Origin of the sequence: Tenacibaculum sp. MEBiC06402 (genome assembly GCF_049239625.1) — a bacterium.
Classification (GTDB): Bacteria; Bacteroidota; Bacteroidia; order Flavobacteriales; family Flavobacteriaceae; genus Polaribacter.
This window is the reverse complement of sequence record NZ_JBMKKT010000084.1, coordinates 84,041-104,046: the sequence shown is the minus strand read 5'-3', so window position 1 is coordinate 104,046 and position 20,006 is coordinate 84,041. Positions and strand designations below refer to the sequence as shown.

Here is a 20,006-nt window from a genome sequence, read left to right as displayed (position 1 = left end):
ACCGTTTTCTGTTATATAAAAACATGATCGTTGCTTAGAAACATTCCGATAAGATAAGCTAAAGAAATTATAAAATAAGGAAAAGGATTCTCTGAAGTATTAAAGAAATAATTCATAAATCTTGTAGGTTTAAAGTCTATTAAATAAGAGAATTTAACGCTAAAACATAGCAAAGCTATAGCTACAATAGAAATCAAAATATCCCTAAATTTTGTAGTAAATAATTCAAGATATCCCATCTTTTTTCTTTTCCTCCTTAAATAATAAAACCTAAAGACTTCGAAGGCTTTTATACCAGTGAGTAAAAGCAACACTACAATACCAAGAATAATCGATAACTCAAACTCGACAAAGTTGAATATCCAAAACAATATGAAACAACCAACAGTTATTAAGCGAATTATCTTTAAGTTCTTCATGCAGATTTTTAAAACAACAAAACTCTACTCTTTAGTTTTCCCAATAATATGAACATCTCTTTGTGGGAAAGGTATAGCAATGTTATTTTCTTTAAATAATCTATTTATGGAAAACCTTATATCACTTTTAGGAATAGCTGCCTGGAAACTATCATCTAAAGTAAATATCAATTTAAAATTCAAAGCACTATCACCAAAATCAGTAAAAAGAACTAATGGCTCCGGAAACTTTATAACTTTCGGATGATTTGATGCTGCTTGAATTAAAAGTTGTTTCACTAAATCTACATCACTTCCATAAGCGACACCAACCTCAACACTTTCTCTTGTAGTTGTTCCGTTTTGAGTCCAATTAAACAAACTATTAGTTAAGTATAAATGATTTGGAATTACCAACACTTTATTATCAATAGTAACTGCTCTTGTTGTTCGAAGTCTAATTTCATCTACTCGACCAACTTTACCATCTAACTCAATAATATCTCCTACATGAACACTTTGATCCATGATAATAAATATTCCAGAAATAATATCTTGAAAAAAGGTTTGTAACGCAAGACCAACACCAATTAACAGTGCCGCTGAAGCAGCGAATAGGGCTGTAATTTCGACTCCCGAACTTTGTAAAGTAATTAAGAAAATGATAATGTACAGTAACCATTTAGCAAAAGAAAAAACAGTATCAAACTTATTTTGATCCTGCTCTTGTAATTTTTTCTGCACATACCTTCTAAATAGTTTCAGTAAAAAAGAAACCATCATGATAATCACAAAAAGTATAAGCAGAGACTTTACGCTTATACTTATGTGATCATTATATTTAAAGGAATAATTTAAAAAATTCTTTAATTTTTCCATTAATTTTAAAATAAAGGATTAAGAGCTATATCTAATCCACTTCCATAAATCTTTATAATTCGCTTTTTTACCGTACATCAAAATACCAACTCTGTAAATTTTAGCGGCTATCCATACAGCGCTCATAAAGGTAATTATTAAAATGAAAAGAGACAACGCTATTTCCCACCAAGCAACTCCAAAAGGAACACGCATTAACATTACAATTGGTGATGTAAACGGAATGTATGAGAAAATTACAGATATTGGCCCGTGTGGATCGTTAATAACCGTGAAGAAACCAACGTAAACACCTAAAATTAATGGTAACATAATTGGTGTCATAAATTGCTGTGTGTCTGTTTCATTATCAACAGCAGCTCCAATCGCAGCAAATAAAGAACTATACAACATATAACCTCCGAAGAAATACAAAATAAATAACACAAACATTTTTAACAACGGTAATGCTAAAACTCCTTGAATTAATCTTTCTATTTTTCCTCCACCTGCAGCTTGTTTCATTGCTTCCATTTGTTCTGGAGAAACTCTTGCAGATTGCATTTCAGTCATGTCTATTCCAAATACCATCGGCAATACCATACTTAAAATGAAAATGATAATTCCCCAAACAAAAAATTGTACTAATCCAGCTGAAGCATTTCCGATAATCTTACCTAGCATTAATTGAAATGGTTTTACAGAAGAAATAATTACCTCAATAATTCTACTTGTTTTTTCTTCAATAACACTTCGCATTACAGAAGTCCCATAAATTAAAACAAACATAAAAAGTAAATATCCTGCAGCTCCTCCTGCAATAATACTCGCTACGTTTTTCGCTTTCGATGATTCTTCTCCAGAGAAATTAAACATTTTAATATCTGATGAAATTCTAGATGCTTTGATTTTCTCTAAATCAATACCAAACTTTGTAAGCTTTAGATTACGCAATCTTGTTTCTATCTTACCTTCTATTTCACCCATTAAAGATAATCCTGGTGAATCCTTAGAATAAAATTCTATTGAATTTGCAAGAATTTCTAAACTATCTTTTTTAGGAATGATTAAAGCTCCGTAATAATTTCCTTCTTCAACTTTTTTCTTAGTTTCCTCAACACCTAACTTTGTATAATCTTCGTAAACAACGGTTTTAGAATCTTTGAATGTTTCTTTAGAAAAAATACCTGAGTCATCAACAAAAACTATTTTTTTGACTTTCTCGTCATTCTTCTTCATTAAAAAATAAACCAAAGCTCCCATTCCAACCATTAATAACGGACTCAAGAAAGTCATAATGATAAATGACTTGTTCTTTACTTTAGCAAGAAACTCACGTTGTATAATTAATTTTAACTTGTCCATAACTTTATTGGTTTTTATTTACTGCTTGAATAAAAATATCGTTCGCACTAGGAACTAATTCTACAAAATGATTTACTTCTCCTTTATTTGTTAAATATGATAATAGTTCATTAGATGTTTTACCATTAATTAATTTAACCTTTAATTTTAAACCTTCATTTAACGATTTAAAATCTGCTTCACTAACCTCAAAGTTTTCTTTTAACTCATTCTGAACAATATCAGGCGCATCTGTTTTTAAACCAACTTCAAAAATATTTGTTCTGTACTGTCTTTTGATGTCTTCCAGTTTACCATCTAAAATTTTATTCGACTTATTAATCAATGCAATGTGATCGCACATTTCTTCAACACTCTCCATTCGATGAGTCGAAAAAATTATAGTAGAACCTTCGTCTCTTAATTGCAGAATCTCTTTAGCGATTAACTGAGCGTTAATTGGATCAAACCCTGAAAACGGTTCGTCAAAGATTAAAAGTTTTGGTGAATGTAATACAGTTACAACAAATTGAACCTTTTGTGCCATTCCTTTTGATAACTCTTCAATTTTTTTGTTCCACCAAGCACCAATATCAAATTTATCAAACCAATATTTTAGTTTTTGTTTAGCCTCTGATTTACTCATTCCTTTTAATTGAGCTAAATACAAAGCTTGCTCTCCAACTTTCATTGATTTATACAATCCTCTTTCTTCAGGTAAGTAACCAATATGGGCAATATGCTTCGGAGCTAATTTTTCTCCATCTAAAATAACCTCTCCACTATCGGGCATTGTTATTTGATTGATAATTCTAATTAATGATGTTTTACCTGCTCCATTCGGACCTAGCAATCCGAAAACACTCCCTTTAGGAACATGCATAGAAACATCATTTAATGCAGTGTAATCTCCGTAACGTTTAACTACATTATTAATTTCTAATAAGTTATTCATAGGCTTAAGTTGATTTTTAGTTTAGCTTGCTGTAATGCAAACATACAGACTTTCGAAAGATTAGTATAATAAGATTCAAATATGTTACATCTTTAGCTGTAAATAGCGAAAAAGAAAAAACCTTACACTTTTCTAATTTTCTAAAAAAATTGATAATCCCTTAAAAATATTGAAGTTATAATCCCATAATCTCAGTTTTACATATTAATTAATTGTTAATATTTATTATGCATGCATAATTTTTTTTGAATTTACTATGCATGCATAATAAATTTCTGTATATTTGGAATCGCTAAATATGGATAAAAGTAAAACAATAGATCATCAATTAAGAGCAACATGGCAAGCCGTGGCTAAAATGTATAATGAGCAAGCCTCTAAACATGATAGTACTATGGCAATGGCATTTGTATTACTTAATATAGATATTGAAGAAGGAACTCCTTCTACTGCATTAGGACCTTTAATGGGAATGGAGCCTACAAGTCTTTCAAGAATTTTAAAATCAATGGAAGATAAGGGCTTAATTGTACGTGTTAAAAATCCTGATGATGGAAGAAGTGTTATTATCAAATTAACAGAGTTTGGTAAGGAAAAAAGAGAAATCTCAAAAGGACACGTATATCAGTTTAATAATAAGATACGTGAAAACCTTACAGAAGGTGAAATCAATTCATTTTTTAAAGTAACCGAAATCATAAACAAACTTATAGCCGACAAACAGATATATGGAGACATGTCATCTGAGGCTGTATAACAATCAAACCTATTCAAGTAATGAGCAAAAGAAGAATTAAAAAAGTAGCAATTATCGGATCTGGAATTATGGGATCAGGTATTGCTTGTCACTTTGCGAATATCGGTGTTGACGTATTACTTTTGGATATCGTTCCAAGAGAATTAAACGACAAAGAGAAAGCAAAAGGATTAACTTTAGAAGACAAAGCTGTTCGTAACCGTTTAGTAAACGATGCTTTAACAGCTTCTTTGAAATCTAAACCATCTCCTATCTACAACAAGAAGTTTGCAGATAGAATTACGACTGGTAATATTGACGACGATTTACACAAAATTAAAGATGTAGATTGGGTAATGGAAGTTGTTGTAGAACGTTTAGACATTAAGCAAAGTGTTTTTGAAAAGGTTGAACAATACAGAACTCCTGGTACTATTATTTCTTCTAACACTTCAGGTATTCCTATTAAGTTTATGAACGAAGGACGTAGTGAAGATTTCAGAAAGCATTTTGCTGTAACTCACTTCTTCAACCCTCCTCGTTATTTAAAATTATTTGAAGTTGTTCCTGGACCAGATTGTAAGCAAGAAGTTACTGATTTCTTAATGGAATACGGAGATAAGTTCTTAGGTAAAACTTCAGTTTTAGCAAAGGATACTCCAGCATTTATTGGAAACCGTATTGGTATCTTCGGAATTCAATCACTTTTCCATCAAGTAAAAGAATTAGGTTTAACTGTTGAAGAAGTTGATAAATTAACAGGACCAGTAATTGGTCGTCCAAAATCTGCTACTTTCCGTACAGTAGATGTTGTAGGTTTAGATACTTTAGTACATGTTGCTAATGGTATTTATGAAAACTGTCCTAATGACGAGGCTCACGACTTATTTAAGTTACCAGATTTCATCAACACAATGATGGAAAACAAATGGTTAGGAAGCAAAACTAAACAAGGTTTCTACAAAAAGTCTGTAAATGCAGAAGGTAAAAAAGAAATCTTAACGCTTGATTTAGATACGATGGAATATCGTTCTAAGAAAAGAGCTTCTTTCGCTACTTTAGAATTAACGAAAACGATTGATAAACCAATTGACAGATTTAAAGTATTAGTTAATGGTAAAGATAAAGCGGGTGAATTCTACCGTAAAAACTTTGCAGCAATGTTTGCTTATGTTCAAAATAGAATTCCTGAAATTTCAGATGAATTATACAGAATTGATGATGCCATGAAGGCTGGATTTGGATGGGAAAATGGACCATTTGAAATTTGGGACGCTGTAGGTGTTGAAAAAGGTATCGAATTAATGAAAGCTGAAGGTAAAGAACCTGCTGCTTGGGTAACTGAAATGGTTGCTAAAGGAGAAACTGCTTTCTATACTGTTAAAGACGGTGCTACTTATTATTATGATGTAAATGAAAAGGCTCAAGTTAAAAAACCTGGACAAGATTCATTCATTATTTTAGATAATATTAGAAAATCTAACGAAGTATTCAAAAACTCTGGAGTTGTAATTGAAGATTTAGGAGACGGAATCTTAAACTGTGAGTTCCAATCTAAAATGAATACGATTGGTGGAGATGTTTTAGCTGGATTAAACAAAGCAGTTGATTTAGCTGAAAAAGACTTCGAAGGATTAGTAGTAGGGAATCAAGGTGCAAACTTCTCAGTTGGAGCAAACATCGGTATGATTTTCATGATGGCTGTTGAGCAAGAATATGACGAGTTAAACATGGCTATCAAATACTTCCAAGATACAATGATGCGTATGCGTTATTCTTCTATTCCTGTTATTGCTGCTCCTCATGGAATGGCTTTAGGTGGAGGATGTGAATTGTCATTACACGCAGATAAAGTTGTAGCTGCTGCTGAAACTTATATGGGATTAGTAGAGTTCGGTGTTGGAGTTATCCCTGGTGGTGGTGGATCTAAAGAAATGGCTTTAAGAGCATCTGATACTTTCCGTGCTGGAGATGTTCAATTAAATGTTTTACAAGAGTATTTCTTAACGATTGGTATGGCTAAAGTTTCGACTTCTGCTTACGAAGCATTTGATTTAGGTTTATTACAAAAAGGTAAAGATGTTGTTGTAGTAAATAGAGATCGTCAAATTGCCGAAGCTAAAAAACATGCATTATTATTAGCTGAAGCTGGTTATACACAACCTGTAAACCGTAAAGATGTATTAGTCCTTGGTAAACAAGCATTAGGAGCATTTATGGTAGCTACAGATTCAATGCAAGCGAGTAGATTTATTTCAGAGCATGATCAAAAGATTGCAAATAAACTAGCTTATGTAATGGCTGGTGGAGATTTATCAGAACCAACAAAAGTTTCTGAACAGTATTTATTAGACATTGAGCGTGAAGCGTTCTTAAGTCTAACGACAGAGCGTAAAACATTAGAGCGTATTCAGCACATGTTAAAAACTGGTAAACCATTAAGAAACTAAACAATGAAAACAGCATATATAGTAAAAGGATATAGAACTGCCGTAGGAAAGTCAAAAAGAGGTGGTTTTAGATTTAAAAGAGCAGATGAATTAGCTGCTGAGACAATTCAATACATGATGGGCAAACTTCCTGAGTTTGACGTAAAGCGTATTGATGATGTAATTGTAGGAAATGCAATGCCAGAAGGATCACAAGGATTAAATATGGCTCGTATCATTTCATTAATTGGATTAGATTCTGTTGATGTACCTGGTGTTACTGTTAACCGTTTCTGTTCTTCAGGATTAGAAACAATTGGTATGGCTGTAGCAAAAATTCAATCTGGAATGGCAGAATGTATTATTGCCGGTGGTGCTGAAAGTATGACTTCTGTTCCTATGACAGGTTTCAAACCAGAATTAAACTACAACATTGTGAATGCTGGTCATGAAGATTATTACTGGGGAATGGGAAATACTGCTGAAGCTGTAGCTCAAGAGTATAATGTTTCTCGTGCTGATCAAGATGAGTTTGCTTACAATTCTCACATGAAAGCTTTAAAAGCATTGGATGAGAACCGTTTCCAAGATCAAATCGTTCCTATAGAAGTTGAAGAAACTTATGTAGACGGAAATGGAAAGAAAGCTACTCGTAAGTTCACTGTAACAAAAGATGAAGGTCCTCGTAGAGGAACAAGTGTTGAAGCATTAGCTAAGTTACGCCCAGTATTTGCTGCTAACGGATCTGTTACTGCAGGTAACTCTTCACAAACTAGTGATGGTGCTGCATTCGTAATGGTAATGAGCGAAGAAATGGTGAAAGAATTAAACTTAGAACCAATTGCTCGTATGGTAAGTTATGCTGCTGCTGGAGTTCCTCCAAGAATTATGGGAATTGGTCCAGTTGCTGCTATTCCAAAAGCATTAAAGCAAGCAGGTTTACAACAAAACAATATAGACTTAATTGAATTGAATGAAGCTTTCGCTTCTCAATCATTAGCAGTAATAAGAGAGTTAGGATTAAATCCTGATATCATCAACGTAAATGGTGGAGCTATTGCATTAGGTCACCCATTAGGATGTACAGGAGCGAAGTTATCAGTACAGTTATTCGATGAAATGCGTAAGCGTGAAATGAAAAACAAGTACGGAATGGTAACTATGTGTGTAGGTACTGGTCAAGGAGCTGCTGGTATTTTTGAATTTTTAAACTAACATTTAAACGAACAAAAAATTATTAAAAATGGCTGAAACATTAAATAAAGATATCATTAGAGGAGGACAGTTTTTAGTTAAAGAAACTAAATGTGAAGACGTATTTACTCCTGAAGACTTTTCTGAAGAGCAAACAATGATGCGTGATGCTGTAAAGGAGTTTAACGAGCGTGAAATCATTCCTCATAAAACTCGTTTTGAAGCGAAAGATTACGCTTTAACAGAAGAAACTATGCGTAAAGCTGGTGAATTAGGATTCTTAGGAGTTGCTGTTCCTGAAGCTTACGGAGGATTAGGAATGGGATTCGTTTCTACAATGTTAACTTGTGATTACATTTCTAGTGGAACAGGATCTTTTAGTACTGCTTTTGGTGCTCACACTGGTATTGGTACTATGCCAATTACATTATATGGAACTGAAGAGCAAAAGCAAAAATACGTACCAGCTTTAGCAATGGGTGAAAGATTTGGAGCTTATTGTTTAACGGAGCCAGGTGCAGGATCTGATGCGAACTCGGGTAAAACTACTGCTGAGTTAACTGAAGATGGTAAACACTATAAAATTAACGGACAAAAAATGTGGATATCGAATGCAGGTTTTGCTGAGATTTTCATCGTTTTTGCTCGTATCGAAGATGATAAAAACATTACTGGATTTATCTTAGAATATGATAAAGACAATCCAAACGGAGTAACGTTAGGTGAAGAGGAACACAAATTAGGTATTAGAGCTTCTTCTACTCGTCAAGTATTCTTCAACGATACTTTAATTCCAGTTGAAAACATGTTATCTGAGCGTGGTGGTGGATTTAAAATTGCGATGAACGCATTAAATGTTGGTCGTATTAAATTAGCTGCTGCTTGTTTAGATTCTCAAAGAAGAGTTATTACTGATGCAGTAAAATATGCTAACGAGCGTAAGCAGTTTAAAACTCCTATTGCTGAATTCGGAGCTATTAAAATGAAGTTAGCTGAAATGGCTACTAATGCATATGCAGGTGAATCTGCTTCTTATAGAGCTGCTAAAAACATTGAAGATAGAATCGCAATTCGTGAATCTGAAGGAAATTCTCATCAAGATGCTGAATTAAAAGGTGTTGAAGAATTTGCTATCGAGTGCTCTATCTTAAAAGTAGCAGTATCAGAAGATATTCAAAACTGTGCTGACGAAGGTATCCAAATTTTTGGAGGTATGGGATTCTCTGAAGAAACTCCAATGGAATCTGCATGGAGAGATGCTCGTATTGCTCGTATCTATGAAGGAACAAACGAAATTAACCGTATGTTATCTGTAGGGATGTTAGTAAAGAAGGCAATGAAAGGTCACGTTGATTTATTAGGACCAGCAACTGCTGTAGGAAATGAGTTAATGGGAATTCCTTCTTTCGATGCTCCAGATTTTTCTGAGTTATTTTCTGAGGAAAAAGACATTATCGCTCGTTTAAAGAAAGTATTCTTAATGGTAGCTGGTTCTGCAGTTCAAAAATTTGGTCCAGCTTTAGAGCAACACCAACAATTATTAACTGCTGCTTCTAACATCTTAATTGAGATTTACATGGCTGAATCAGCAATCTTAAGAACAGAAAAGAACGTGAAGCGTTTTGGTGAAGCTGCTCAAAAAGAGCAAATCGCTATGGCTAAATTATACTTATACAATGCTGTTGAAATCATTACTCGTAGTGGTAGAGAAGGAATTATTTCTTTCGCTGAAGGAGATGAGCAACGTATGATGTTAATGGGATTAAAGCGTTTTACTAAGTATACAAACTACCCTAACGTAGTTGAATTACGTAACACAATCGCAGAGAAATTAAAAGCAGAAAACAAGTACTGCTTCTAACAATATTAAACCACTTTTGAATTTAGTAAAAAGTGGTTTTAACAAAATTTCTTCAACTTTTATAGGTTTTAGAATTTAGTTGTTTGTTTAGAGATCACTGATTCACTTCAGTGATCTTTTTTTATGAAAAAGAATTATTTTAGCGCTATCTTAAATCATGCCCAACAATATTTATTCTATTTAAGACACACTAAAATGAAAGTAAAGTTAAACCCATCAATTGAACACCATACGTTAGTAGCACTTGTTTTGATGATTTGGGCTTTTTTATTTGGTTTCTTTGCGAGACCATTCGAACACGGATATATGGACCTGAAAATTTGGCTAAAAGTTAGTGCTGCGTTCAGTATATCAATTTTCATGTGCTACTTTTTTATAAGTATTGTTCAGAACAGAATTCACAAAGTAATTAAGTCGTGGTCTTTATTATATGAATTTCTAATTTATATATTATTCTTCACTACTTACACTCTATTAACTTATTCAATTTATAAAAGTTCATTTATTAGAGGTTTTTATGATATCTATGATTTTCTAATAAAAATTATCATCAATATAATTTTAATTGTCACTCCAATTGTTATTGTAGCAAGAAAGTACACCTTAAAGCTTATTCAGAAAAACGAAGAAGAAAAAATAACAATTAAAGGTGATAATAAATTAGATATATTAAAAATAAAACCTTCTAATTTAGTTTGTATATCAAACGCTCAGAATTATGTAGAAATATATTATTTGGAAGATGACAACTTAAAATCAAAACTGATTCGTAGTTCCTTAAAAAAATTATTATCAGAGTTTAGTTTTTTATTACAAGTGCACCGCTCTCATTTAATCAATCCAACACATTTTCAATCTTGGAAAGATGCCAATACAATCATGCTTACAAAAATTGAACTTCCTGTTTCAAAAAGCTATAAAAACAATCTTCTAGACCTATAAATTTCATACCAAAAAACGCATATTTTATACCTAGTCCTTTTATTTACACCTAAAAAAGACTCTTTTATACCCTAATTTAAACTATAAATTTTTACTCAATTTATTCAGATTACTTTTCCATCGTCTTAACATAAAAAACACAAATAGAATGAAAAGATTGATTGGAATCGTATTAATTAGTTTAGCATTATTTATTGGTATAAATAGACCGTTAAAGTATGTGCTAGCTGAAGGTCCAATAGATTTACTAGCTACAAAACCCGAAGATGTATTAAATAGTATTTTTTACAAAATAGCTTTTTATATACATATTACTTTTGGAGGAATCTCTCTACTAATCGGCTGGATTCAATTCATAAAACCTATTAGGAAAAAATACCCTAAACTACATAAAATTATAGGTAAACTTTATATTACATCCATTTTTATCGCTGCGCCGGTAGCATTTTATATTAGTTTTTTTGTTAAAGGAGGTTTACCAACCGAAATAGGATTTACATTTGGCTCATTAATATGGCTTACTGCAACTTATTTGGGATATCGCGCCATTAGAAAAGGAAATGTTTCTGCTCATATAGAATACATGACTTACAGCTACGCTGGAACATTTGCAGCGGTAACATTACGCTTCTGGTTACCTCTTCTTATTTCAACAATTGGTAACTTTGGAGTTGCTTATGGTATTTCTGTTTGGCTAAGTTGGATTCCAAATGTCATTATTGCTTACTTAATTATTCATAGAAAAGAAATTATGGAAAAGTATTACATCAAGTATAAAGTAGAAAACATTTTACGTGTAACAGTGGGTGTTTTTCTATTATTCTTTATGTTGTCTTATACGAGTGTACAAACTTGGTTTTATAAAGGCGCTTCTTTCACAGGAACTCCATTAGAAAAACAAAAAATAGACCAGAACTCATATTTTTCTGAAGAAAAGTTCTCCGAGATTAATCAATATCTTATTGAAGAATCAGAAACCACGAGTATGATAGTTCTTGAAAACGGAAAAATAGTTTATGAGTATGGTGATGTTTCTGAAATTTACAATTTGGGTCATTCAAAAACTGGAATTATTAGTTTACTTGTTGGTAAGTATATTGAAAATGGCAGTTTGGATTTAAACAGTACAATTGAAAGTAATAACATTAATGAATATTACGATTTACTTCCTATTGAAAAAAGAGCTACAATAAAAAATTTACTTACCTCCTCTTCTGGTGTAATGTATTTGAAAAATGAGATGGAATATTACACAATCAAGAAAATACGAGAAAGAGGAAAAGTTGAGCCTGGTGAATATTTTAAATTTAATAACTGGGATTTCAATGTTGCTTCTTATTTATTAGAACAAAAATCTGGAAATAGCTTTGCAAAAGAACTAGAAAATCAGCTTGCCATTCCTTTAGAATTTGAAGATTGGAATGTTAAAAATCAAAAAACTGTTTATGACAAGAAAAAATCAAAATTTGGTTCAAATGAAATACATATTTCTACCCGAGATATGGCGAAAATTGGACAACTACTACTTCAAAAAGGAAATTGGAACGACAAACAACTAATTTCAAAAGAATGGATCAATACAATCACCTCAACAGCAATATCTAAAGATTCGGTTACATCTAGAACAGGTAGAGATGTTTCTAGTCCATTACAACAATCTTATGGTTATTTATGGTGGCTTTTTGAACGTTTTTATGACAATCCTGATTTTGAAGGTGCTTATACTTCTTGGGATGAATCTGGACAATTCATTACTGTAATACCCAAAAGAAATGTTGTAATTGCTCATAAAACCAAACTGGATTATTTAACACATACGAAACTTTCGGATAGAACGAAACTGCCATCATGGAAATATTGGTGGATTTTGAGAAAATTAATGTTGAATAGAAAACCAATTGCTGAATTTGCTCAAGACGAAACAACAAATGAAGTATTAGAGTTTATTAAAACTGAGTACAATAAAGACTCTAAATATGCTATTTCAGAACGATTAATAAATGAATATGCTTTATCTCTAGCTGAAGAAAACAAAGATGAAGATGCTATAAAGTTTTATGAATTAAATTTAAAACTCTATCCTAATCACGGTTATTATACTCATAGAATTTACAATTATTACGGTGAAAGTTTGCTGAAACTAGGCAGAAAAGACGATGCTTTAAAAGCATTTGAAATGTCACTTCAGCTTAACTCTGATAATCCAACTGCTAAGAACATGATTAAAACTTTAAAAAAATGATATAATCAGCTCTAGTATTATTTTTCAGATAAACAAAATCCTAGAGCTGACATTTTTAGACTCCAATAAAAAGAGTCTTAATAAGATATTATAGCGGATACGCTGTCGTTTCTTTAAATGAATCTAGTACGAATGAACTATGAATGGTGGAAATTCCTTCAACAACGGATAACTTTTCATTTATAAATACCTGGAAACTATTCATGTCATTTACAGCAACTTTTATTAGAAAATCGAAGTTTCCAGAAACATGATGACACTCCATAACTTCAGATAAATCAAACATTTTTTGTTTGAATTCATCAATCAAACTTTTTTGGTGTTTGAATAACGTAATCTGACAATAGGCTATAATCTGTTTTCCAACTACTTCACGATCAACGAGAGCAACATACTTTTTAATCACGCCATTTTTCTCCAGACGTTTTATTCGCTCATAAGTTGGAGTAACAGATAACCCAATTTTTGTAGCGATTTCTTTGGTGTTTTGTTTAGCATTCTGCTGTAATTCGTCTATTATTTTCTTGTCTACTACATCCATAATTAGAAGATATTTCTGAAACATTAGTCTCAACCCAATCAAAAAAGAATGAAAAAGTCTTTAACTATTCAAAAATAGATTAATTTTCTTATTTAATAATAAACATAGTTTTTATTTCTTTAAAAATATACATTTGCGAAAATTTTATTTCAAAACACAATGATAACTGACACTTCTTTAAATGATCGTTTAGGTGACTTATTAAATAAAGTAAAAAACGCCAGAGATTCTTTCTTAGGATATCCAGTATCTAAGGATTTTGATTATTCTGCTTTATATGAATTTTTACAGTATCCGATAAACAATTTAGGAGATCCTTTTGAAGATAGCACTTATAAAGTTCATACTCATGAAATAGAACGTGAAGTTGTAGATTTTTTTGCAAAACTATTTAGAGCAAATCCAAAAGATTATTGGGGTTATGTTACTAATGGTGGATCTGAAAGTAATTTATACGGATTATATATTGCAAGAGAAATGTATCCGAAAGCGATGGTATATTATTCAGAATCTACTCACTATAGTGTAAAAAAGAATATTCATTTATTAAATATTCCGAGTATTGTAATTCGATCTCAAGAAAATGGAGAAATCGATTATGATGATTTAGAAGATACTTTACGCTTCAATAGACATAAACCAGCCATTATTTTAGCAACTCATGGTACTACAATGAAAGAAGCTAAAGATGATGTTTCTAGAATTAAAGGAATCCTAAAAAAACTAGCAATTCAAGATCATTATATACACTGTGACGGAGCTTTATCCGGAACATTTGGAGCATTTGCAGAACCTCGTAGCCCGTTTGATTTTTTAGATGGTGCGGATAGTATTTCAATAAGTGGGCATAAATTTATTGGTTCTCCAATTCCAGCTGGAGTAATTGTGACGAAGCGTTCATTGCGTGATCGTGTATCAAAAGGTATTTCTTATATAGGTTCATTAGACACAACAATTACTGGATCCAGAAATGGTCATAGTCCTTTATTCTTATGGTATGCAATTCAAAAAATGGGAGTTGAAGGATTAAGAGAGCGTTATCAACATAGTTTAGAAGTTGCAAATTATTGCAGACAACAATTACAAAATATAGGAATAAATGCTTGGAGCAATCCAGGTTCTATCACTGTTGTTTTCCCGAAAGTAACGGATAACTTAAAAAACAAATGGCAATTAGCAACAGAAGACGATATAACTCATATCATTTGTATGCCAAATGTTACTAAAGATCAAATTGATTTATTTATTGAAGATGTAAAAGCTGAAATGGAAACAACTCCATTAGAAGAAGAATTGCTTTATTACTAATAAAGTACTCTTACTGTACTTATAAAAAAACAAAGCTGTGGATTTAAAATCTACAGCTTTATTATTTTCTATGATTTAGATTAACTAATTTGATCTAATAATAACATCACCATTGTAATTCTTAAAAAGAATTTCCTGTCCTCCTCCATTTATCGATCCTGAAATCCATTTTTCAATTTTTAAACGATAACCACTATTTTTATATTCACTTTTAGTGAAGTTTGGTTTTTCCTTTTTCATCTTTAAGTCAAAATCTGTGTATATCTCACCTCTCTCCGATTTTATCTTAACATCAGCTTTTATATTTTTAGGAAATGTGATATCAATATCGCCATTTAAACTACTAAATGCCATTGGAGTATCAGGATCAACTTTTAGAAAATTTACCGTAATATCTCTATTTAATGCATCGGCTATTACCGCTCCACTAATATCTTTCAAGGTAATTTTACCATTGGCATTGCTAATATCCATCTGTCCATTCACGTTTTCAACATAAATGTCGCCACTGTTATAAGTTGATAATTTGAGTGAAAAATTCCTTGGAACTTCTATTTCAAAATCCGTGATACCGTTTCTGTCAGAATCAATATCGATTGCGTTATTAAATTCTTTCACACTAAAATCTAATCCTTCATTTGAAATACGCTTTAAGCCTTCTAGTTTTTTACTCGATTTTCTTCTTTTTTTATAACCCTTCTTCTCTGTTCTTAAAATTGCTTTCACAATTACTTCTTTTGTATCTGTTCCTTTTACTGTAATTCCTCCATTCAAAATTTTAACTTTCAAGAATCCTGGTTTTGATGGGTCTGACAACGGAACATTTACTGTTTCTTGCGCTGATATGTTAAATCCGATTAACAAAATCAAACTATACAATACTATTTTTAAATTTCTACTTCTCATGATTTTATTTTTTTACGATTGCATCTCCATTTAATTGATCGAAATGTAAATGCACATTTCCATTCCCTATTTTAAAATGCTTGCTTGAATCTATTTTGTATTTTGTACCCTTTTTTATTCGCTTGGTTTGTTTTACAACTTTTGGTAAAGTGCTCTCTACGGCAAAGTTTGTGTAAAACTTCCCATTCATCGTTTTATAACTAATAGCCGCGTCTAATCCATCTTTAAATTTCACGTTGATGTCTCCATTTAGGGATCGATACCAACTTTCTTCAGTAGGATTTTTAGCATATGTGATATTAATATCTTTATTCAAAGCATTTACATCTGTTTTACCAGAAACATTATATAAATCTATCGGACCATTTATATTATGAGCTATTAATAATTTTCCGTGAACGTTTTCTACAATAATTTCTCCATCATTAATTGCTTGTACGTCGATACTCGTGTTTTTTGGAATCTTAATCTTAAAATCTAATCGATACTTATACAATCTTTTTTTTCGATGTTTATAACTGCGTCTTGAATTAAAATTGAATTCTCTATGTTCAAATAATCCTGTTTCTAAATCGAACTTTGAATAAGGAGAACTTAAATACGCATAGATAGCTTCATCTTTTTGAGCTGTCTTCACTCCTATTTCTTGTTTACCTCTTTCTAATTCTTCTTGTGAATCAGCATACACATGTTTTACAACTTCAAGAATTACTTTTGTTCCGTTATACCCTTCTACTTGAATAGATCCATATACATTATCTACGACTAGAATGTTATCTGAACTATTTGTTGAAAAATGTAATTCTTTCTGAATTATCTCTTTGCTTTTTAATTTTTTTTCCGTCCTATACTTTTGTGCGTATCCAATACTACTAACACAAATTAAAATAGTTAATAAATTGATTTTTAAAATTTTCATGACTTACCTTTTTTGATGAATGACTTGATTTTCTTTTCAGTAAAAAGCGACCTAGGACTTGCCAATTACATCAAAACTTTATGACTCTTATTTAAATAATACGTTCAATACTTTCTTCCATTTTTTGTTTTACACTTTCATTTGTGTCTTCTTCGTCTAAAATCTTTTCGAAAGATTTTATTGCAGCTTTTTCTTGTAGTAACACCATTAAATCTGCTAATGCAATTTGAACCAATGGAGAATCTTGCTTTAAAATTGATGCTATTAATCCTTCTCTTACAAGCGGATATTCTGTGTAATTACCAAGAGCTTCAATTGCTGAAAGTCTCACATTTACATTTTCATCATTATTCAACGTTTTGAACAATGCTTGTAAAATAGTTTCTGTTACTTTATTTAGTTTATTCACTTCACTTACAGCTTGCAATCTCTTATTTGCTGAAGGCTGATCTAACAAGGTTAAGACTAATTGAGATCGAACAGTTTCTGCTTCCTGCTGAACCTTTTCAATATTCTGAACTTCTATATCAGATTTATTATTAAATCCCTTTCCTAAGAAAAAGCCCACAGTTAGAATCGTTAATGAGTATGCTACTTTCTTAAATACATTTCCTGAAAGAAACTTTTCAATTTTACTGACAAAAGAGATGTTTTCCTCCTTGGCTTTTTCAGAATTCAACATGGTATAAAATTTTATATCCATTGAAGTTGTTGGTTCAGGAATCTCGTCATGTATACTCTCCAAAAAGAAACTAGCTTCTTCAAGTTCTATATAATACCCCGGGTTTTCTTTTAAGAAAAGTTCCAATTCTTGGTTTTTACTATTTGATAGATTCCCAAGTACATAATCCGTAAGTAGTTCTTTAAACTCTATATATTTCATCTTTCTATCTCTTTTCTAGGGTTAAATAAATCTGCTTCAAATCGAGTAATGCTCTATGTACTCTTGTTCTTGCATTTCCTTCTGAACAACCAACTATCTCACCTAACTCTTTATACTTTAGTTCTTTTAATTTACTCAGTACAATTAATTCTTTCTTTTTTGTTGGAAGTTGATTCATAGCTTCTTTTAATAATGATACTTTTTCGTTTTTCTCAATATCACTCTCTACATTCCCAACAATAAAAGCATTGTTAACCTCATCCAAATCAGTTGTTCTATTTTTCGAGTTTACTTTAAACTGGTCATAATAAACATTACGAGCAATTCTAAAAAGCCAAGACAAAAAATTACTTTCTTCATTATACGTGTGTTTGTATTTAAGCACTCTTATGAATACATTTTGAACAAGATCTTCCGACAAATTAGCATCTTTACACATTTGATAGAAAAAACCAAACAATCGTTTTTTATATCGCTCGTAAAGCAAACCTAACGTATGACTTTCTCCGGCTTTTACTTTTAACATTAAGGCACTATCTGATAGTGTATTCAATTTCTTAAAGTATTAATTAGTTGTTTCTATACAGACTAACTTGACGTTTTATAAAACGTTACATTCTTTTTTCTTTTTTTTATCAAAAGGAATAAAAAAAGAGATTACTTAGGTAATCTCTTTTTTTATATGTTTTATTTTAAGAACTCTCTATTCTAAAGCTCCTAAATAACGTTCTGCATCTAAAGCTGCCATACAACCAGTACCTGCCGCAGTTACCGCCTGACGGTATTCTTTATCCTGAACATCTCCTGCTGCAAAAACACCTGGAACATTTGTTTTAGTTGATTTACCATCAGTGATTAAGTATCCAGTTTCATCCATGGTTAAAACACCTTTAAATAATTCTGTGTTTGGCGTGTGACCAATCGCAATAAAAACTCCAGTTACAGGAATATCATGCTTATCACCTGTTTGATTATTTACCGCGCGAACACCTTCAACAACATTATCACCTAAAACCTCATCAATCTCAGTATTAAACAATACCTCAATATTTTCTGTTTTGTTTACTCTATGTTGCATAGCTTTTGATGCTCTCATATAATCCTTTCGAACTAGCATCGTAACTTTACTACAAATGTTCGCTAAGTAAGTTGCTTCTTCAGCAGCAGTATCTCCAGCTCCTACAACAACAACATCTTGACCTTTATAGAAGAAACCATCACAAGTTGCACAAGCAGAAACTCCTCCACCGATTAAACGTTGCTCACTTTCTAATCCTAAATATTTGGCTGTAGCTCCTGTAGAAATAATAACTGTTTCAGCTTCTAATTCAGTCGTTTCATCAACAACTACTTTATGAATCCCTCCAACTTCAGTAGAAAAATCAACTTTAGTAACCATTCCGAATCGAACATCAGTTCCGAAACGCTCTGCTTGATTTTTTAAATCTTCCATCATTGCTGTTCCATCCGTTCCATTTGGATATCCCGGGAAATTATCAACCTCAGTAGTAGTTGTTAATTGACCCCCCATTTGCATTCCTGTATACATTACAGGTTTCATATCTGCCCTAGCTGCATATATAGCTGCTGTATAACCAGCTGGTCCAGATCCTATTATTAAACATTTAATTCTTTCAACAGTATTTGACATTGGGTATTATTTTAATCGAACTACAAATGTAATTTATTTTTAAAAACTAAAAGCTTCTACGTATATCTTTTATCAATCGTGAAATAACTTAAAATAATTTCATAAAATTAATCATTGTTATAAAAAAACATTTATATTTGCAATCCGAAAATTCGGGGTGTAGCTTCTCGACTTCGCTCGAAATAAACTACACTACAACAATACACTTTTCGGGGTGTAGCGTAGCCCGGTCATCGCGCCTGCTTTGGGAGCAGGAGGTCGCAGGTTCGAATCCTGCCACCCCGACTAAAAGCCTTGCAATATTTTGCGAGGCTTTTTTTATTCCTAAAAAATAATAATTCTCCTTTTATTTTGTTTTGTTTATTTTTTTTGTAATTTTGATAAACAAATTAGTGCTATATAAGAAAAATATATCACTATATTGTCTAAAACAATAGATTTTGTAACGCTATATATTAAAGTTATATATACATTTGTTGCCCCAAGACTCAAAATTAGGCGAATAGAATGAAAGTACTAACCTAAACATACGTCTAATCTTACGATTTAATAACCAAACAAAGATTTGGTAAAACTTTATAATTATTGAATAGTTATGACATTAATAGAGAAAGCAACAGAATTTGAGAACAGAAAATTTAAATTCATCACGACTAGTGATAGAATTTTAGCTTCAAGAGAAGCAAAGGCTTTGATCTTAGAAATTAATGAAGAATACAAAAAAAGCAAGGACAGTAATCTAATGGAATTAATGAAAAGATTAACTGTTGTAAAACAACGTATAGAAAAAAGGTTAAAAGGAAAACCTTTAACAGCGTAAAATTTAACTAAACTACTCC

Annotated in this window: 17 protein-coding genes and 1 tRNA gene; 9 read left to right on the top strand and 9 right to left on the bottom strand. The window is 31.6% G+C overall.

From position 1 onward, the window contains the following. Positions 1 to 443: 443 nt before the first annotated feature. The 3 genes from ACOSP6_RS03365 to ACOSP6_RS03355 form a co-directional block, all read right to left on the bottom strand. Positions 444 to 1,142, bottom strand: a complete 699-nt coding sequence (locus tag ACOSP6_RS03365; RefSeq protein WP_422092974.1) for a mechanosensitive ion channel family protein — start codon at positions 1,140 to 1,142, stop codon at positions 444 to 446. A 153-nt stretch (positions 1,143 to 1,295) separates the two neighbouring features. Then, entirely contained in the window at positions 1,296 to 2,621 is a 1,326-nt protein-coding gene (locus ACOSP6_RS03360) for an ABC transporter permease (RefSeq protein WP_422092973.1), read from the bottom strand. A 4-nt stretch (positions 2,622 to 2,625) separates the two neighbouring features. Next, entirely contained in the window at positions 2,626 to 3,555 is a 930-nt protein-coding gene (locus tag ACOSP6_RS03355; RefSeq protein WP_422092972.1) for an ABC transporter ATP-binding protein, read from the bottom strand. A 298-nt stretch (positions 3,556 to 3,853) separates the two neighbouring features. On the opposite strand from ACOSP6_RS03355, the gene ACOSP6_RS03350 reads away from it, so the two are divergent. From ACOSP6_RS03350 to ACOSP6_RS03325, 6 genes are all read left to right on the top strand, one after another. Next, positions 3,854 to 4,312, top strand: coding sequence for a MarR family winged helix-turn-helix transcriptional regulator (locus ACOSP6_RS03350; protein WP_422092971.1), 459 nt, complete (start codon positions 3,854 to 3,856; stop codon positions 4,310 to 4,312). Positions 4,313 to 4,332: 20 nt separating this feature from the next. Further along, positions 4,333 to 6,741: a 3-hydroxyacyl-CoA dehydrogenase NAD-binding domain-containing protein gene (locus ACOSP6_RS03345; protein ID WP_422092970.1), complete on the top strand. Its 2,409-nt coding sequence runs from the start codon at positions 4,333 to 4,335 to the stop codon at positions 6,739 to 6,741. A 3-nt stretch (positions 6,742 to 6,744) separates the two neighbouring features. Next, complete coding sequence (locus tag ACOSP6_RS03340; RefSeq protein WP_422092969.1) at positions 6,745 to 7,935, top strand: acetyl-CoA C-acyltransferase; 1,191 nt, start codon at positions 6,745 to 6,747, stop codon at positions 7,933 to 7,935. Between the two features lie 28 nt (positions 7,936 to 7,963). Continuing rightward, positions 7,964 to 9,775 (top strand): acyl-CoA dehydrogenase family protein, encoded by a 1,812-nt coding sequence (locus ACOSP6_RS03335; RefSeq protein WP_422092968.1) that lies wholly within the window; start codon positions 7,964 to 7,966, stop codon positions 9,773 to 9,775. A 195-nt stretch (positions 9,776 to 9,970) separates the two neighbouring features. Then, on the top strand, positions 9,971 to 10,717 hold the full coding sequence (locus ACOSP6_RS03330) for a LytTR family transcriptional regulator DNA-binding domain-containing protein (protein ID WP_422092967.1): 747 nt from the start codon (positions 9,971 to 9,973) through the stop codon (positions 10,715 to 10,717). Between the two features lie 148 nt (positions 10,718 to 10,865). Then, positions 10,866 to 12,959 (top strand): DUF2306 domain-containing protein, encoded by a 2,094-nt coding sequence (locus tag ACOSP6_RS03325; RefSeq protein WP_422092966.1) that lies wholly within the window; start codon positions 10,866 to 10,868, stop codon positions 12,957 to 12,959. 88 nt (positions 12,960 to 13,047) lie between these two features. On the opposite strand, the gene ACOSP6_RS03320 is transcribed toward ACOSP6_RS03325, so the two are convergent. Then, a complete protein-coding gene (locus ACOSP6_RS03320; protein WP_422092965.1) occupies positions 13,048 to 13,500 on the bottom strand; it encodes an Lrp/AsnC family transcriptional regulator in 453 nt (150 codons plus the stop codon). A 159-nt stretch (positions 13,501 to 13,659) separates the two neighbouring features. Between ACOSP6_RS03320 and ACOSP6_RS03315 the strand changes: the two genes are divergently transcribed. Continuing rightward, entirely contained in the window at positions 13,660 to 14,808 is a 1,149-nt protein-coding gene (locus ACOSP6_RS03315; RefSeq protein ID WP_422092964.1) for a histidine decarboxylase, read from the top strand. 84 nt (positions 14,809 to 14,892) lie between these two features. On the opposite strand, the gene ACOSP6_RS03310 is transcribed toward ACOSP6_RS03315, so the two are convergent. The 5 genes from ACOSP6_RS03310 to trxB all read right to left on the bottom strand — a co-directional run bounded on the left by ACOSP6_RS03310 (position 14,893) and on the right by trxB (position 19,167). Next, positions 14,893 to 15,714, bottom strand: a complete 822-nt coding sequence (locus ACOSP6_RS03310) for a DUF4097 family beta strand repeat-containing protein (protein WP_422092963.1) — start codon at positions 15,712 to 15,714, stop codon at positions 14,893 to 14,895. 4 nt (positions 15,715 to 15,718) lie between these two features. After that, on the bottom strand, positions 15,719 to 16,633 hold the full coding sequence (locus ACOSP6_RS03305; protein WP_422092962.1) for a hypothetical protein: 915 nt from the start codon (positions 16,631 to 16,633) through the stop codon (positions 15,719 to 15,721). A 91-nt stretch (positions 16,634 to 16,724) separates the two neighbouring features. Continuing rightward, complete coding sequence (locus ACOSP6_RS03300) at positions 16,725 to 17,516, bottom strand: HEAT repeat domain-containing protein (protein ID WP_422092961.1); 792 nt, start codon at positions 17,514 to 17,516, stop codon at positions 16,725 to 16,727. Between the two features lie 4 nt (positions 17,517 to 17,520). After that, the gene (locus tag ACOSP6_RS03295; protein ID WP_422092960.1) at positions 17,521 to 18,069 is read right to left on the bottom strand and encodes an RNA polymerase sigma factor; all 549 of its coding nucleotides are present in this window, start codon (positions 18,067 to 18,069) and stop codon (positions 17,521 to 17,523) included. 150 nt (positions 18,070 to 18,219) lie between these two features. Then, the gene (gene trxB / locus ACOSP6_RS03290; RefSeq protein ID WP_422092959.1) at positions 18,220 to 19,167 is read right to left on the bottom strand and encodes a thioredoxin-disulfide reductase; all 948 of its coding nucleotides are present in this window, start codon (positions 19,165 to 19,167) and stop codon (positions 18,220 to 18,222) included. A 210-nt stretch (positions 19,168 to 19,377) separates the two neighbouring features. On the opposite strand from trxB, the gene ACOSP6_RS03285 reads away from it, so the two are divergent. After that, positions 19,378 to 19,452: transfer RNA gene (locus ACOSP6_RS03285), tRNA-Pro, on the top strand. A 310-nt stretch (positions 19,453 to 19,762) separates the two neighbouring features. Further along, complete coding sequence (locus ACOSP6_RS03280) at positions 19,763 to 19,987, top strand: hypothetical protein (protein WP_422092958.1); 225 nt, start codon at positions 19,763 to 19,765, stop codon at positions 19,985 to 19,987. Positions 19,988 to 20,006 lie beyond the last annotated feature (19 nt).